12 protein-coding genes are annotated in these 17,855 nt (G+C 47.7%); 9 read left to right on the forward strand and 3 right to left on the reverse strand.

The annotated features are described in order from the left end of the window. Positions 1-12 precede the first annotated feature (12 nt). The 3 genes from nuoF to V2I46_09390 all read right to left on the reverse strand — a co-directional run bounded on the left by nuoF (position 13) and on the right by V2I46_09390 (position 5,133). Entirely contained in the window at positions 13-1,263 is a 1,251-nt protein-coding gene (gene nuoF, locus V2I46_09380) for an NADH-quinone oxidoreductase subunit NuoF (protein ID MEE4177708.1), read from the reverse strand. Positions 1,264-1,312: 49 nt separating this feature from the next. Beyond that, positions 1,313-1,768 (reverse strand): NAD(P)H-dependent oxidoreductase subunit E, encoded by a 456-nt coding sequence (locus tag V2I46_09385; protein MEE4177709.1) that lies wholly within the window; start codon positions 1,766-1,768, stop codon positions 1,313-1,315. Between the two features lie 143 nt (positions 1,769-1,911). Continuing rightward, complete coding sequence (locus V2I46_09390) at positions 1,912-5,133, reverse strand: UvrD-helicase domain-containing protein (protein ID MEE4177710.1); 3,222 nt, start codon at positions 5,131-5,133, stop codon at positions 1,912-1,914. A 304-nt stretch (positions 5,134-5,437) separates the two neighbouring features. On the opposite strand from V2I46_09390, the gene V2I46_09395 reads away from it, so the two are divergent. The 9 genes from V2I46_09395 to V2I46_09435 all read left to right on the forward strand — a co-directional run bounded on the left by V2I46_09395 (position 5,438) and on the right by V2I46_09435 (position 17,853). Further along, positions 5,438-6,085 carry a DUF47 family protein gene (locus V2I46_09395; GenBank protein ID MEE4177711.1) on the forward strand — a complete coding sequence of 216 codons (648 nt, stop codon included), beginning with the start codon at positions 5,438-5,440 and terminating at the stop codon, positions 6,083-6,085. A gap of 13 nt (positions 6,086-6,098) precedes the next feature. After that, positions 6,099-7,844: an inorganic phosphate transporter gene (locus tag V2I46_09400; protein MEE4177712.1), complete on the forward strand. Its 1,746-nt coding sequence runs from the start codon at positions 6,099-6,101 to the stop codon at positions 7,842-7,844. Between the two features lie 96 nt (positions 7,845-7,940). Continuing rightward, on the forward strand, positions 7,941-9,530 hold the full coding sequence (locus V2I46_09405) for a porin (protein MEE4177713.1): 1,590 nt from the start codon (positions 7,941-7,943) through the stop codon (positions 9,528-9,530). Between the two features lie 25 nt (positions 9,531-9,555). Next, a complete protein-coding gene (locus tag V2I46_09410; GenBank protein ID MEE4177714.1) occupies positions 9,556-11,301 on the forward strand; it encodes a lamin tail domain-containing protein in 1,746 nt (581 codons plus the stop codon). A gap of 150 nt (positions 11,302-11,451) precedes the next feature. After that, positions 11,452-12,096: a hypothetical protein gene (locus tag V2I46_09415; GenBank protein MEE4177715.1), complete on the forward strand. Its 645-nt coding sequence runs from the start codon at positions 11,452-11,454 to the stop codon at positions 12,094-12,096. A 177-nt stretch (positions 12,097-12,273) separates the two neighbouring features. After that, positions 12,274-12,741, forward strand: a complete 468-nt coding sequence (locus V2I46_09420) for a CYTH domain-containing protein (GenBank protein MEE4177716.1) — start codon at positions 12,274-12,276, stop codon at positions 12,739-12,741. 53 nt (positions 12,742-12,794) lie between these two features. Beyond that, positions 12,795-14,429, forward strand: a complete 1,635-nt coding sequence (locus V2I46_09425) for a DASS family sodium-coupled anion symporter (GenBank protein MEE4177717.1) — start codon at positions 12,795-12,797, stop codon at positions 14,427-14,429. A gap of 19 nt (positions 14,430-14,448) precedes the next feature. Next, a complete protein-coding gene (locus tag V2I46_09430; GenBank protein MEE4177718.1) occupies positions 14,449-15,918 on the forward strand; it encodes a hypothetical protein in 1,470 nt (489 codons plus the stop codon). Between the two features lie 669 nt (positions 15,919-16,587). After that, on the forward strand, positions 16,588-17,853 hold the full coding sequence (locus tag V2I46_09435; protein MEE4177719.1) for a hypothetical protein: 1,266 nt from the start codon (positions 16,588-16,590) through the stop codon (positions 17,851-17,853). The last annotated feature ends 2 nt before the right edge of the window (positions 17,854-17,855 follow it).

Genomic DNA, 17,855 nt, shown 5'->3' on the forward strand with positions numbered 1-17,855 from the left:
AGGGCAGGTCAATCATCCTCCTGTAAGTTCCGTGGAAAAAAACCTTGCAGCTGACTTCAGGGGCAAAATGGGTGACTGGCCAAGGGGGCAAAGCGAGGTGGCTGCCATTAACTCAGCTTCTTTGACCATTTGGTCAAGCAGGGCTTTCTTGTCAGGGATACCGTTGCGAAGTTTCTCAGCCTCCTTCACCAGCATTGTGGTTCCCACGCGGCAGGGAACGCATTTTCCGCAGGATTCGTGCTTAAAGAAACGTAGGCAATTGTGGAGAATGTCGTAGACCGAATCCCCTTCTTCCATTATGATGACAGCCCCTGATCCGAGCGTGGCTCCTTTTTCCCTGAGGTTATCATAAGTCATTCGCTCGTCAAGCATTGAAGCATCCACGAATGTTCCTGCAGCTCCTCCAAGCAAGGCTGCCTTAAAGGGCTTGTTGCTGATCATCCCCCCGGCCAGATCCCAGATCAGCTGGCGAAGGGTTATCCCCATCTGTACTTCATAATATCCGGGCTTTTTCACCTTCCCACTGATGGTGAATATCTTGGTACCTCTCGACCTTTCCGTTCCAAATTGCAGGTACCAATCCTTTCCGTTGGCAATAATGCCAGGGATCGTTGCAAGGGTTTCCACATTATTGACCAGGGTGGGTGCATTGAAAACTCCCTTTTCAGCCGGGAATGGGGGCTTTATGCGTGGATTTCCTCGCTTGCCTTCCAGCGACTCAAGCATGGTAAGCTCTTCGCCGCAAAGATAGGAACCCGCACCCAGCTTTAGTTCCAGATCGAAGCTGAAACCCGAACCCAGGATGTTCTTACCCAGGAATCCCTTAGCATAGGCATCCTCAATGGCTTTGCGGGTCTTGCGGATGGAATCGTAATATTCACCCCGCAGGTAAATATATCCCTTTGTGGCATTGATGCTGTAAGCAGCAATGATGGTTCCCTCAATATACAAGTGAGGATCGTTTTCCATGATGATACGGTCCTTGAAAGTCCCGGGTTCACCCTCGTCGGCATTGACCACCACATAACGCTGCGGGCAGGTCTGACAGCTCCTGCTGGTGAATTTCTTTTTGGTACCGGTTGAGAAACCGGCGCCTCCCCGGCCTCTTAGTCCGGCATCGAGCACTTCATCGATGATTGAAAAGGGTTTCATGGTCAGGGCTTTCTTCAGGCCCTGATAACCCCCTGCGGCTATATAATCATCAATGCTCTCGGGTTTTATTTTCCCTACATTCTTCAGTGTGATCCGGGTCTCTTTTATCATGGCACTTGATTTTGCAAGATGGATGCTGGCTTGGGTTCAAAAGGCTGAATTATTTTTGGCGGTATTCCTGGATTACTTCCCTGATCTTTTGTTCTGTGAGATGGTTATATACCTTTTCATTGATCATCATGCTGGGTGCTTCATGGCATTGTCCCAGGCATTCGGCGATTTCCAGGGTAAACAGTCCGCAAGGGGTGGTCTCGCCCGCTTTGATGCCAAGGTTTTTCTCCAGGAAGGCAAGGATTACCTTTCCCTTCATAAGTTCGCAAACCGGCGAAACACAAACACGGATGATGTATTTGCCCCGGGGGCTCAGACTGAACATGGTATAGTATTTTGCCACCCCGTATACTGAACTTTTGGTAAGCTTCAGGTATTTAGCGGTTTCAGCCAAGGCTTCTTCCGTCAGATAATGCTGAGGATTATTGTCCTGAAGGGCATGCAGGATCATCAGCAGGTTGTCTTCCCGGGCTTCGAATGTATCCAGGATTTTTTTTGTGGACATATCGCTTTAAAAATTAGGTTAGGTAAGGCAGACAGGAAAGAACAGGCAAGGGAATAGTCCCTTTTCGTTGGGAAAAGTAATAAAAATTTGATAAAAGCCGTCGAAAACGGGCCTCAAAATGCAGCTATCAGGCCAATTCTAATTTAGACTGTCTTTAATCTGTATTCGTCAAGATACAGCAACATTTTTTCTACGGCCGGATACCCCATTTTCTCCAACAAGCTGCCATAGTTCTCAATCTGTTGGCCATGGCTGGCGTATTCTTTCCCGGTTTTATAATCGATCACAACCGTACGGTCCTCAAACATTACCACGCGGTCGGGGCGGTAAAAATTTCCGGTTTCATCGAAAAGGCCAGCCTCAGCCTTGACTTTTGCGCCGGAAGCAAAACAGGGTGCAAGGGGTCCAAGGCTTATCAACTCGCGGATACGGGTATTCCACTCTCGCTCTGTAAATTGGTCAATTTCACCCTCAGCGCGCATTCGCGATAACACAGGCTGAATGTCATCACTTGTGATAATCTGCTCCATGGCCCTGTGCAGAAGTTTACCCCGCTCACGCTGACCAGCTGAAGCGACACCCCTTTCTTCCTGGTTTGAACGCATTCGTAAGGCAGCTGTCCAGCTTCGCGACAACAACCGCCTGAAGTACTGCTCTTCATGCAATTCTCCTGACAAAGAAGAGACCTTTTCAAATTCACCAAAAGAGAAAGTATGCTCTTGCCCAGAAAAATAATCCTTTCCTGAAAGAAATGCCTTAAGCATTTGTGGCACGGAAGGCCTTTTCTTGATGTTATCCGGGGGTTGTTTCGAAATGATAAACAGCTTGTCCTTGGGCCTGGTGAAAGCAACGTAAGCCATGTTGAGCACATCAAGTTGGGTGCGCTCCATCTCATCTTCATAAAGGGCTTCGTATGGGGTGTTTTCGAGGGCTTTCCCACTCATTTTCAGCCAAACTGCCGGAAGGTCCTTCAATTCAGGGTGCGATGGGCTAACCCAGGTCCCTTCCCGGGTGGACTTCCTTGCCTCCAATTCGGCAAATGGAAAGATGACCACAGGGAATTGCAAACCCTTGGCTTTGTGGATCGTCATCACCTGTACCGCATTCAGGCCTTTGGGCACCACCAGCGAATATTTAGATCCAAATTCTTCCCACCATTGGAGGAAGTCGGCAATGGAGAGGCTGTTTTTTTCGGAATATTCGAATACGGCACTCAGGAAAAATGATACAAAAGGGTTGGGTTCTCCCCGGGTAAAAAATGTACGCGTTATGTTTTCACAGATGTCATAAAGATTCAGGTAATTCAGCTCGGAGAACCGGAAAGTGATGTTGTTTTTCAGCAGCAGGGTTTCAGCCACTTCCTGCCAGTTGATGGTCCGGTTTCCTGTAGGTACGGGAAATAACCCTGCAGCTTTCAGTGCCTGATGGAGGGTGCCATGGGTTTCCAGCCAGTGATTCGATAACAGGTATCCAAGCCATTCGACAGCAGCCACGGCATCGTGACGGTTTACCAGGAGCTTGAGGTTGGCGATGAAAAAAATCACCTCTTCCGATTGGTTAAGCAAAAGAGACTCGGAGGAAATGACCGGCACCTGGTTGCGGAGGAGGAAACGGGCTACCTGGCTGCCTTTGTTGTTTGATCGGCACAGGATGGTGATGTCGCGGTAAGCATGCCCGGCTTCAAGGAGCTGTTCAATGGTTTCCTTAACCTTCAGGAGGGTCTCATCAATGTATTCCTGCCCCTTGCTGTTCTCCAGAAAGCTGACCTGCACATAACCCCCGGTAGCGCCCTTTCGTGGTTCCTGTTGAACCTGTGCATAAATGGCTTGCATTGGTTCCGAGAGGTGGGTTTTGGCCTGCTCGAAAAAGTGGTTGTTAAAATCCACAATGACCTTCCTTGAACGGTAGTTGGTGCCGAGGTTTTTCCCTTCGTAATTGCGGATCAGGGATTGTTGCCATGGCTCTTTGTTGATACCCTGAATTCCGTCAGGAAGCTGTGGAAGTTTAACAAATTGCTCCACATCGCCATTACGCCAGCGATAAATGGCCTGCTTGCCGTCACCCACCACCAGGCTCAGGTTCCCGCTAGCCAAACCGTTTTCCACCAAAGGCAGCAGGTTTTGCCATTGCAATACCGAGGTATCCTGAAACTCATCGATCATATAGTGCTGGTAGCGCTCGCCGATGCGCTCGTAAATGAAAGGAACAGGTTGTCCGGTTACGATGGCTGAGATCTTGCGATTGAAATCGGAGATGTGCAGCAGGACATTTTCCGTTTTGATCTCCTCCAGCACACGCTGAACCTCGTTGAGTACCCCCAGGGGAAACAGGTTCAGACTTACGGCTTTTAACAATTGGTAGGTGTCAAGATAATTACCTGTCAGCCCGTGGATTTCCAGGTAATACTGCTGGAGGTCGTATTTGATGGAATCGATTGCTGCCTTTTCTCCCTCGCCGGCTTTCCCGCCGTACCATTTATCCTCTTCCAGGGTGGTCAGCACATAGGAGTTCGGCCTGATTTTTTCAGCAATCAGCCCTTGCGACAGGTTTTCAAAATAGCTGTAGATTCCCTGTTTCCCGCGGTAAAAATGTTCTGCCTTGAGATTGTGCAATTCAATCAATTGCATGACCTTTGTTGCCTTGCTCTTTGCATTTTGTTCAAACGCCCTGATCTTTGAGATGATATACTGCTGAATGGACAGAAAATCGTCGAGCGACAGGTCTTTTAGCTTTTCAATGAAGGGGGTGCTGTCTTCGTCCATCAGTGTCTTGGCCAGATTGCCAATGGCCTTCTCGATGCGCAGATCCTTTTCTTCATCCACCTGATTGAGGATAAAGCGTATGAGCAGCTCGGTGAGTTTTTCATCGCTGCCTGCCCGGCTGACCAGCATATCGACCGCCTTGTTCAGGAGGCTCTCGTTGTCCAGCTCAATCTCAAAGTTGACCGGTATGCGCAAGTCAAAGGCAAAGGTTCGGACAATCCGGTGTACAAAACTGTCAATGGTGCTTACCGAGAAATCTGAATAGTTGTGAAGAATGTCGGTAAGGATATGTCCTGCGTTTTCAATAAGCCGATCCTCAGCGGGTTGCGTAAAGCCCTCATCCCTGTATTCCTTCAGGATCTGGTTGAGCAATTCCCTTGTTTTCGTGTCTACAGGGTTTTGGGGCAAAGCAGCCAGGCTTCCAAGTTCTTCGATAATGCGACTCTTCATCTCGGCTGCGGCTGCATTGGTAAAGGTGATGGCCAGGATCTGGCGCATCTTGTCGGGTTGGGGCAACACAATCTTCAGGTATTCCTTTACCAGGGTATAGGTCTTGCCGCTGCCAGCCGAAGACTTATAAACATGGAAATTTCCGGTATTCATAATTTGAATTTGTAAACGAAACTAATGATTTTTTTATTCAGAATTCAGCTTAATTTTTTAATCAAAAGGTTAAAAAAACCAGAAAAAAACCCAAACATAAGCTCTACATTAAGAACGATTCATTGATTTTTTTTGAAATCAATACACAACAAGAAATTGCTCAAGTAACTTGCAGTGAGAAATTTATAATTTTACAAAAACTCTACAACTAATTCTATCCTGTTTTTTCCTGCACTTTACGAAACGGAAGTTCTGCTTCATAATTCAATACATTTGTAAGTATCCATTAAATCCAACGGTCGCTATGTTCTCTTTTAAACAAGCAAACAAGTCGATTGAGCTCATTGATACCTTCCTCAACAGCATTGATGAGGGTGCGCTCATATTTAAGGAAGGGGTAAAAAACTACCTTTTCGGAAATCGGGAGAGTTTTGTGGATAACCTAAAGACACTCTCTACCCTTGAAACAGAAGCCGACATTACCCGGCGCAAGTTAGAGAATATTCTTTATACGCAGTCGCTGATGCCACAACTTCGGGGTGATATTTTACGCTTGCTCGAGGTGTTGGATAACATCATTGATATGGCGAAGAAAAACCTTTTTCAGTTTGATGTGGAAGTGCCCCATATCCCTGCCGAACTTAACCAGGATCTGATGAAACTAACGGAAGTATCGGCTGCAGCCATTGACTCAGTGATACCTGCGGCCCGTGATTATTTCCGTAGCCCAGAAAAAGTCAAGGAAAAGATTCATCGCGTTTATTTGTATGAGAAGGAAGCTGACAAGCTCGCAGACGCCATCAAGCGAAAAGTTTTTCATGAAATGAACGAATTGAAGCTGAGTGAGAAATTTCATTTGCGGTATTTCACCCTGCATATCGAAACCCTTTCTGATGCAGCCCAGGATGCGGCCGATATGCTTTCCATCATGGCCATAAAACGCACAATTTAAAAAGGAGAAAGGTATGCTTTCCCTTATTTTTCTTACAAGCGGATTATTTCTCGGGTGGTCACTGGGCTCGAACGATGCAGCCAATATCTTTGGTACGGCAGTGGGTTCGCGAATGATCTCCTTTAAAAAGGCTGCCTGGATAGCAAGCATCTTTGTGGTTATCGGAGCAGTTTTTCAAGGGAGGGGAGCCACTGAAACCTTGTCAAGCCTTGGTTCGGTAGATGCCTTGGCCGGGGCTTTTACCGTTTCTTTATGCGCTGCCATTACGGTCTTCCTTATGACACGAAGTGGTCTGCCGGTCTCAACCAGTCAAGCCGTTGTGGGAGCCATTGTGGGGTGGAGTGCCTTCGCCGGCCGAACGACCGATTATGGGGTGCTTACCAAGATTGTAAGCACCTGGGTTACCGGTCCGTTGCTGGGGATGGTTTTTGCAGCCCTGCTCTACCTCCTACTCCGAAGAAGCCTGCTGCGAATGCAGATTCACGTCATTAAACTCGATTATATCATTCGTATAGGATTGATCCTTGCAGGGGCTTTCGGTGCCTACAGCCTTGGCGCCAACAACATTGCCAATGTCATGGGAGTCTTTGTGGCCTCGGCACCTGATGTAATGCTTGACTTTGGCTTGTTTACCCTCGATGGGGTCCAGATCCTCTTCCTGATCGGTAGCATTGCCATCTCGGTGGGTATTTTTACATACAGTCATAAGGTGATTGAAACGGTTGGACGCGGGATCCTTGCTTTGACCTCTGAGGCCGCACTGGTCGTGGTGCTGGCTCAGGCATTGGTGCTCTTCCTTTTTTCTTCGTCCTCTTTCTCTGGTTTTCTGCAAGGACTCGGATTACCTTCCCTTCCTCTGGTACCTGTATCCAGCACCCAGGTGGTGATCGGAGCAGTCCTAGGTATCGGTTTGGTGAAGGGTGTCAATGAGATCAAAGGCAAAATTCTTGGATCCATTGCCATTGGTTGGGTGGCTACCCCCCTTGTCGCAGGCATCTTTACCTACCTTGGGCTTTTCTTTGTTCAAAACGTATTTGGCCTGGTGGTCGTCAAAGAGACTGCAACCATTGAAACTGCTGTAGTGCAAACCGAAGCTGTCAACAGGGGTATTCAAAATTTTAATCTGATCCTGCCCGGTTTGCTGGTCCTGGCAGCTCTGGCCATTGCCCTGCTATTGTTCCTGTTCTTTCGCCAAAGGGAATTAAGACTGAAAACCGAAAACGAACTCCTGGTTCATCAAAACCAGTCCTACAACTCCCAAAAAGCCCTTAGTGAACTGGAGATTAACACAATCCAGATGGAAAACACCATGCTGAGCAATAAACTGGAACTCAAAAGGCAGGAACTTAATAACCTATTGATGAATATCAGCGAGCAAAGGGCTTTCCTTGAAAATATTTCCAATCAAATCAATGAACTGATCGGACAAGAGGATATCCCCATGCGGGATGCCCGCCTAAAAGAGTTATCGGTGCTGCTCAAACAGAAAATGTCGTTCACTAAGGAACTGGATGAATACTACGGGCAGATAGAGAAAATTCACAAAGACTTTCAGATCAAGCTTTCTAACCGGTTCCCCGATTTAACTGAAAATGAAAAGCGCCTGGCTACGTTGGTCCGCTTGAATTTTTCTACCAAGGAAATCGCCACCTTTTTGAATATTTCAGCCAAAAGCGTGGAGATTGCACGGTATCGCCTCCGAAAAAAACTGGAATTAAAACCCGGGGAGAATTTACCCCAGTTTCTAATAAACCTTTAAACAGTTCATGGCTTTCTGGCAAACTTGAGTTTAGAATCTTTACCCAAAATTGAAAAATAAACTTTGTTAAACTATTCATTAACCAATTAAACCGAAATGAACAAACTAAGCAAACTACTGATTGTCTGTTTGTTGCTCAGCTTTAGCGCTGTTGCCTACGGACAAGTGCGCAATGTAACTGGCGTGGTGACTTCCGAAGTGGATGGTAGCCCCGTTGCAGATGTGCAAGTTACTGTGAATGACTCTGACATTACTGCAAAAACAAATGCGGCAGGGCGTTTTACCATTGGGGTACCGGAAAATTCATCCCTGGTTCTTCTGTTCAATCACCCTGATTATGAAGAGGAGATGGTTATTCTTGGGGGCAGGACACAAGTTGAACTTGCTCTCGCCTCCAGCATCCGCTACAACCAATACGGTGCCAGGGTAAAACGTGACCCGCTCTTTCCCGAAGAACGCAACGGTATTCTTGTCCTTGAAAACAAGGATCAGGATTACCGCATTTGGTTCGACGCCAGGATCAACGCAGATGGGGCTGCATTCTTTGGCGATACCTACAATGAAATTGGGAACGGTACTTCCCTCAGAAGGGCCCGCTTTGCCGTCAAATCACAGTTTAGTAAAAATTGGTACGGGGAGTTTGATATTGACGTTTCCAACTCTGAACTCGAAATGAAGGATGCCTACCTTGAGTACAACAACCTTAAAGGCCTGGAGTTTAAAGTGGGTCACTACAAGGAAGTATTTTCTATGGAAAGGGCCACCTCTTCACGGTATACCCAGTTCATTGAAAGACCCAATGTGACCAATGCCATTTCACCTTCCAGAACCATTGGGATTGGCCTATCCTATAACAGGAACTGGTTCCTTGGTTATACTGGCCTTCATTTCCAGAAGGTGGATGACTTGGAAGAAAGGCTTTTCTCAAAGGATGCCAATAAAGACTTTGGGGTGGATGAAGGCTACTCATTAACGGGTAAGTTTGTAGCCATGCCCTGGTATGATGATCTGACTAAAGGACTGCACTTTGCTTTGGCCGGCTCTTATCGTACCCCCAAAACCTCTGCTGAGGTCATTGGATCGACCCGCTTCGATACCAGGTCATTATCCTCCATTAACCGCAAGAAATATATTGATACCGATGATATTACATCCGTAGACTTTACCCTCCTAGGCAACGTGGAAATCGCCGGATATTACAAGAATTTCCGCTTCCAGTCCGAATTTATGATGGCCGACGTTAATCGCCTGGACGATTTGCCCACAGAACAATTTAACGGTTTCTTCATGCAGGGAGCTGTAATGCTTTTTGGTGGCAACTATGTTTACAACACCGGGGAAGGCGAATTTACCCAGTCTGTAAGAGGTAAAGAATGGGGTGATATCGATATTGCCTTCCGCTACGATTACCTGAGTCTGAACAGCCGTGGTGAAGGAAACATTATGGGAGGTGCTGGCGAAGGTTATACTTTTGGCCTTAACTATTATGCCAACCATAACGTTAAAATCTCACTTAACTACGCCTACCTCAACCACGACCGTTATGCAACAGGTAAGAACAAGTTATTTGTTGGCTATAACGAGGCAGGTGAACTAACTACTAACGGTATGTCTGTGGTTGATCCTGAAGGCACTGCCGGTGAGGATTTCCATATGATCGCCGTGCGATTTGAAGTTGCGTTTTAATTGAAAAATCATAATTCTTAAAAGGATGAGAACAAACAGAATAATACTAGCCATAGCACTTCTGGCCTTTGGCCTGTCAAGCTGCGTGAAGGATGAGGTGTATATTGACGATTCCGTCACAGCCGAGTCCCCCATTGTGATGAATGAAGTTTTTTCCAGGGGCGTTCCTGAAAACCCCGACTGGGTTGAAGTTTATAACACCTCCAATGAAAACGTCGACCTTAGTGGATACAAGATCTATGATGGAGGTGGACAGTCGGGTGCAAAACCCAAAATGGAATTTCCTGCAGGAACCATTATTCCTCCCAAGGGCTTTTTTGTAATCGTTGTCGACTCTGAAGATGAGGCTGGTTTTGGTTTGTCAAGCGGTGGCGACATTATTTGGCTTGAAAATGCGGCGGGCGAACAGATTGACAACGTGGAAATCCCTGCAATGCCTATTGAGACCACATCCTATGGAAGAATGCCCGACGGAAGCGACAACTGGCAGATCCTGGAAACCGTTACACGTGGCACCGCCAACGATGATTCACCAGCTCCGGAAATCTCTGATATCCTGATGAATGAAGTTTACTCAAGAGGGATTGAAGGAAACCTTGACTGGGTTGAAATTTACAATACTTCTGACGGTGAAATCGATATCAGTGGATTCAAAATCTATGACAGTGGCGGACAGTCGGGTTCCAAGCCCAAGAAGGAGATCCCTGCAGGTTCACTGATCCCAGCTAAGGGTTTCATGGTCATTATTGTCGATGACGAGGAAGATAGCGGGTTTGGTATTTCCAGCGGGGGTGAAACCCTTTGGCTGGAAGATGCTTCCGGTGAGGTTATCCACACCCTGGAAGTTCCTGCTGTACCCGTAGAAACCAATTCCTACGGTGCTTTCCCCGATGGAAGCGACAACTGGCAGATCCTTGAATTCGTTACCCGCGGAACGGCCAATAACGATGGTCCAGCGCCTGTTGTTAAACTGAATGAGGCTTTCTCAAGGGGTATCGATGGCAACCCAGACTGGATTGAGGTGTATAATGCCTCCGCCGAAGATGTTGATATCACCGGTTACAAGATCTACGACAGCGGTGGTTTCGCAGGTACCAAGCCCAAGAAGCTTTTCCCGGAAGGCTCTGTTGTGCCTGCCAATGGTTTCCTGGTCATCGTTGTCGACGATGAGGATGAAAGTGGCTTTGGTCTTAGCAGCGGGGGCGATGCTGTTTGGCTTGAGGATACCGATGGAAATGTCATGGACTTTGTGGCCATTCCTGCACTCGAGGAGTCCCAGTCTTTCGGCCGTTTTGCCGATGGTGCACATAACTGGCAGGTGCTGAATTTCGTAACCCGTGGAACAGCTAATAGCGATGCTGCCAATGCTCCTGCCATTGTAATGAACGAAACTTATTCCAGAGGCGATGATGTTAATCCTGATTGGATTGAAATCTACAATACTTCCTCCGGCGATATTGACATCAGTGGATACAAGATATACGACAGCGGCGGTTTCGAAGGAACCAAGCCCAAGAAAGAATTCCCTGCCGGCTCTTTGGTTCCCGCCAACGGCTTTCTGGTAATCGTGGTTGATGATGAAGACGATAGCGGCTTCGGCTTGGGCAGCGGTGGTGACGCCGTTTGGCTCGAAGATACTGGTGGTAACGTCATTGATTTCGTGATAATCCCTGCCCTCGAAACAACCCAGTCATTTGGCCGGTTTGAAGACGGGGCCCATAACTGGGAAATCCTCAATACGGTTACCAATGGTTCTGCAAATAGTCAATAGAACATTCTGGACTCATTGAAAAAAAACTTTGTCAAAGTCTAGTTATTAAAAACAGCTTTTGTGAGGCAAGGGAAGGGGTGTGGTGTGCACAATCCTATACTCACCCCTTCCCGCTTGCTTCTCCAATATCCCCGAAAATGACTCAAACATATGAAAAAGGAAGAATTAAAAATCGGAGAAATCTCCAAGCCGCGCTTTGAATTCCGATCCTTTGGGCAGGATTTCGATGAAGCTCATTTCAGGATGTCGCGTCTTTCGGTGCCCGTACCCGAAAAGGTATGGGAAAGGCACTCGGATGAGGTCTATATCCTATCGCGTACCAACGACATCAACAACACCAAGATCCGCGATGGAAAAATGGACATTAAAACCTATGTGCAAACCGTGGATGGACTTGAACAATGGAATCCCCTAATGAAGGGAGAATTCCCCATTAAACCCGAAATCCTTAAAAATGAGGTCTTCCCTGCCTTCCAGGTGGATATTCCCTCGCTCGACCAGGAAGTATACACCTTTGATGAGTTTATGGCCATCATCAAAAACCATCCGGATTTGCAGGCTGTCAGGGTGCATAAGGAACGTTACGGGTACATGGTAAACAATACCATATGCGAGTTTGGATACGTGCTTATAAACGGAGCCCAGTTGGTGACCATAAATTCCGAATCTACCGAGGTGGAAGATATCAAAAAAACCATTCGGGATGTGGGTCTCGATGGAGTGGAAAACATCAACTACCTGCAGGCTATCAAGCGGGTTATAGGCTGGATCGATAAGCCTGTGGCAAATGAGTAAAAGCTTGTCTGCTTCGCGTTGTCAGGGTTTTCTGGTGGCCAGGTTGGTGCTCAAATAAAACAGCTTTTCCTTTTGACCTGACCGCAATGACAATCCCCAAATTGCGGGAATGAACACGACAACAATGACAACCACGACAACAATGACAACGATGATAACTAATAAACCAAAAAAGCCATGCCACAAGAAATAGAACGCAAGTTTTTAGTAAAGGGCGACTTTAAGCCCTTTGTGACCAAAAAAACCCGCATCGTACAAGGGTATTTGTCCTCTGTTCCTGAACGTACCGTCAGGGTGCGTGTCAAAGGAGACAAAGGTTTTCTTACCGTAAAGGGTATCGGAAGCCAATCTGGCGCAAGCCGTTATGAATGGGAAAAGGAAATTCCCGTTGAGGAAGCCCAGGAGTTGCTGAATATCTGCGAACCGGGGGTGATTGACAAAACCCGCTACCTGGTAAAGGCAGGAAAGCATACCTTTGAAGTGGATGAGTTTTATGGTGAGAACCAGGGACTGATCATGGCCGAAGTAGAATTATCGTCTGAGGACGAAGTGTTCGAAAAACCAGACTGGCTGGGGGAAGAGGTAACCGGCTATACCCGCTACTACAACTCCATGTTGATGAAGAACCCCTACAGGAAGTGGTAGATATTGTAAATTAAACGATTACAACTTTTTTTATCTTACTTAATTGAAACAGGATGAAAGAGGCTGATATTTTGCCCGAAAGCGAACAGAACAACAATGGCTTTGATCCGCTGGATATGCATCATTACCGCATTGAGAAGCTGCCAAAGCGATCCAAAACCCCTTTTGAGAAATGGCTGGCCATCGCCGGGATTCCCATGGCCATACTGGCCTTTGTCCTGTTTGGATTCATTCTGAAGGTTCCTTTCCTGCAGGATATTGAAGCCCTTGACCTGGTCTCCAAGTCGGCCCTGAAGGAGTTTGAACGTATCGGTGCGGAAGCTTTCAGCCAGCACAATGCCTATATGCTTGCCATTTTCCTTGCGGCCCTGATCCTCTGGATCACCGAAGCCTTGCCCAATTATCTCACTTCGCTCATCCTTATCATTAGCCTGGTGCTGACCGGCGTTCTTACAGAAAAAGAAGCCTATGCCCAACTGGGCCACCCCGTGATGTGGCTCAACATCATGTCGTTTGTCCTGGCCAGTATGTTGGTGGCCACGGGGGTTGCAAAGCGTTTTGCCCTTTGGTTTATCCTGCGGTTTGGAAAAAACGCCAGCACCATTTTCATCAGCTTCATTTTCATCAACATCGTGTTGTCGGCCTTTATCTCGGCCACCACGGCCAAGGCCGCCATCCTGCTTCCTATATTTATGGTAATTGCCGCCATATATGGAGCACGCTCGGGCGAAGGCAAGAACAACTTTGGCCGCAGCATCGTGCTACAAAACCTCCTGGACATCAATATTGGCGCGGGAGCCTTTGTCACTGGCTCCGGCGCCAACTTACTGGCAGCCGCCCTTATCCTGGGCGCCACCGGCAGTCCTGTTTATTTCTCCGACTGGATGATGGCACAGTTTCCCATTATGGTGGGCCTGATGTTTGTTGGATATCTCCTGGCCATGAAGGTGTTCTTTCCCCTAAAACCCGGGGAACGCCTTCCCCAGATCAAGGGGGGGATGGCCCGCCTGAAGGAGGAATATCAGAAGCTCGGGAAGATGGATGTCCAGGAATTGAAAGCCGTAATCATCTTTGTGCTGATCCTGGCCTTCTGGGCCACCGATCGACTGCACGGCATCAGCGCCACAGCAGTGGCCTTCGTGGGCGCCATTGTGGCCCTGCTGCCCAGGGTAGGCATCATCAAGTGGAACGAGGTCGACATCCCCTGGCACCTGATGCTCTTCTCGGCTGGCGCTTATACCCTCGGAGCGGGACTGGACGTCACCGACCTGCCATCCCTCAGCGTGAACGCATTCTTTGACCATCTGGGCATTGGCGATAATACCCATTTCTGGCTGCTTTACGTTCTGCTTACCGGGGTAATGGTTTTCAGTGCCCTCATTTTCCAGTCGAAAACCATGCGAACCATGATCTTTATCCCCATTGCCATCGGGGTGGCCAATCGTTTTGGCTTTTCAGTGTTCAGCCTTGCCCTGCCAGTGGCCTTTATGATTGAGCATGTCTATGTTTTGCCCTTTAACAGCAAGCCCGCCGCCCTGCTTTATGAAACCGACCAATACTCCCTCACCGATGCCTTCCGCTTCGGCTTCACGATGATGGTCATTGCCTGGGTGATCAACATCATTGCCGGCGAAACCTGGTTCCGTTATTTGGGCATCACTCCTGATGGGGTGTTTGGAATCTTTTGATGCCCCTTATTAAAAGGCTATGATAGAAAGTCTGGTTAAACTTCACGACAATTTAACTGTAGAGTTGAAACTGGGCTACCATGCCAGGAAAAAACGAAAGATCAGTGAGTTTTCCGTCAATACCTGGTTCTTTATCCCCAATAGCCTTGATGTCAATCCGGCTACTTATGGAAAAGGTGAATTCTACCGCGACCTGAAGGCCAACATCCGGCTTTCTACCCCGGTATTCCTCCTGCGCGACATTGCAGGCGAGGGTCATTCCCCCCTCCATAGGCTGCAGGAAGCCTTTGAGCAACTGGCCTCCCATCCCTCAAGAACGGCAGCCGAAGTTTACGAATACCAGATCAGGATGTTCCTTTCTATCCTGAAAAGTGCCCTCCGCGATGAGGTCGCCAATATTGACAAGAACGAGTTTTCCGAGGACAAGGAATTCCTGGTGGATGGTTTCGTAAGTAACGCTGCCAGCATTGCCGCTAAATACCGTGAACTCAGAAGGATCATCAATGTCCCCACAATCCAGAAGAGTCATCGCAACTATTTTCTCTTTGGCGATGAATTTATGAGCAATCTCATTGAGTATCATGCTTTTTTGCTTGTTTCAAAACTGGATAAATTGGAGCCTCCGGGGGCTGAAAGTTATCGCAGACAAATCCTTGACCTTGTTCATCATGAAATTGACTACAAGCGAAGAATAGGATTCAGGGTGGTCAGCCGGGACCAAAAAGAAGACAACCGCGAACTGACCGTCAGGATGGGGCTGCTGAAAAAATATGCCGAGAGCGAACTTTTCGTAAAGACCAACAAGAAACGCGACCGGATATGGGTTGAGCAGGTTTACCTGAGCCTGGCGGCAGGCATTTCAATGGTTTTTGCCACAGCCATGGCATTCTCTTTTCAAAGCCGCTTCGGAAACCTTACCATGCCCTTTTTTGTTGCCCTGGTCATTAGCTATATGCTTAAGGACCGCATCAAAGAGTTGACACGGTATTATTTTGCCCATAAGCTTGGAAAATGGAGCTTTGATCATAAAACCATTGTGGGACTGGGTCGCAAGGCGATCGGACAGGTCAGAGAAGCCATGGATTACATTTCCGAAACCAAAGTGCCACCTGAAGTGATTAAACGCAGGGACCGTTCTCCCATCCTGGAAGCCAACAACAGGATCAATGGCGAACAAATCATCCTTTACAGAAAGCATGTCAGGCTCAACAGGCAGCTGCTTGATGAGTCCAGCCTTTACCAGATCAATGGTCTTGTCGAGATCCTGAGACTTAACCTCTCCAACCTGACGCAAAAAATGGACAACCCCGAAGTCCCCCTATTTGCCCCGGATGACAATGCCCTGGGCTATTCGGTGATCAAGGCCGAGAAGCTTTATTTCCTGAATATGATTCTTCAGTTTCGTTATGAGGACCAAACCGAACTGAAGCGCTACCGCATCGGATTCAACAGAAATGGCCTCAAGACCATTGAGAATTTTGATCCCTGACCCTTACCGGGAACGAAAGATTCCGGCCGGAAAAGAAAACCTTTAACGACTAACCCCCGGATCGTTTTCCTTTTAAGTTTTTCAAATCCTTTGGCCTGACTTTGGCCCTTCACGAAAGCAGGAAGCCCTGGTTAATTTTCCAGTTGAGAATGAACCCCAGCTTATCTGATTTAAAACAGGAAATTCCTTTTCAGGCACAACGGGCCCATACCTGGCACATTGACTGTGAAAGAATGCTTCTCTTTCTTGCAATTTCTGAAGCCCCGGTAGTTTTTGATCCAAAGCCCCCGCTTATTGGTGTTCCATCCCTTAAAGGTATATTTTACTGCTCCCATAGGCCTTATCGAGTGGGTAAAACCGAATCAAACTTGGAGTTAATACGGAGTTAATACGGAGTTTGTACGGTTTAAACCGTATAAACTCCGTATTAAGTCCGAGGATGGTATGGGTATCATATGAAAAGATAGGTTGGGGGAAGCAATAGAATCAATGGGCGAAGATACTCGGGAAAAAATGGCTTTCATGCGAATGCTTGGGGAAAAATCCAAGTGAATCCTGATTTTTTTAATGATTTTTATGGTCACTTGCAGCATTTGCCCCCCGATTTTCGTATGGGCGATTGTGTAAACGATTGAATACTGCCTTAAACCAAACCAAAACTTCATTGCAATGAAAAAGAATTTGATATTCCAGGGGGTCTTTGCTTTACTGATTCTCTTTGCTGTTGGAGGCTGCAAGGTCAACGACGAATATACCCACGAGGTATATAAGCCGGTGTACAAAAGCTTTGATGAGTTTCGCAACTCCTTCCAGTCGGGACCTGCCAAGGAAATTCAGCAGGCAGGAAAGATTTATTTCAAGGATAACTACCTTTTCGTGAACGAGGTGAACAAGGGCATCCACGTCATTGACAATGCCGATCCGTCCAACCCCATCCGGCTGGCTTTCTACGAGCTGGAAGGCAATGTGGATATGGCCATCAGGGGCGACATCCTGTTTGCCGACAGCTATATTGATTTGGTCTCACTCGACATTAGCGACGTGATGAACCCGGTGGTGATCAGCCGCCTGGAGAATGCCTTCCCTGATGTTTTGCCCCCATACGACCAGAGTCTTCCCATTTATGACCTCGACCGCACCAAAGGTGTGGTGGTAGGCTGGAAGGTGGAAACCGTCACCGAGGAATATGGTGGTTGGGGCGGCTGGTGGGGCGGCTGGTGGGGCGCCGAGTACGCGATGGACGGCGGTATAGGTTCGGGCGGCGATAACAGCGCTGGCGTAGGCGGAAGCATGGCCCGCTTTATGCTCAACGACCATTACCTGTATAGCGTCACCACGCCTTGGGTATTGAAGACCCTTGACATTTCGGATGCCGCAAATATGACGCCGGTCGACAGCATCTCGACCTGGCGTGAAATGGAAACCCTGTTTCGCCTGGAAAATCACCTGTTCATCGGCACCACATCCGGGATGATCATCTATAACCTTGATGAAGCTGCTCACCCGCAGTTTGTTAGCGAAATCAACCACATCAATTCTTGCGACCCGGTGGTGGTGGCCAACGACATTGCCTATGTCACGCTTCGCTCGGGCAATGCCTGCGCCAACTTCAGCAACCAGTTGGATGTGATCGACCTCTCGGACCTGGAAAACCCCAAATTGCTTAAATCTTACCCGATGTTCAACCCCCATGGGCTGGGCATTGATGACACGCTGCTGTTTATCTGCGACGGGGCTGCAGGGCTAAAGGTTTACGATGCCTCGAATCCCCTGGCCATTTCATCCAATATGATTGCCCATTTTCAGGACATTGACACCTTCGATGTCATTCCCCTCGACGGTATCCTGATCCTCATCGGGCAAGACGGAATATTCCAGTATGATTACTCAAATCCGCAGAGCATTGTTTTGCTCAGTCATATTGCCATTCGTTAATA

The sequence above is a fragment of the Bacteroides sp. genome (genome assembly GCA_036351255.1).
Classification (GTDB): Bacteria; Bacteroidota; Bacteroidia; order Bacteroidales; family UBA7960; genus UBA7960.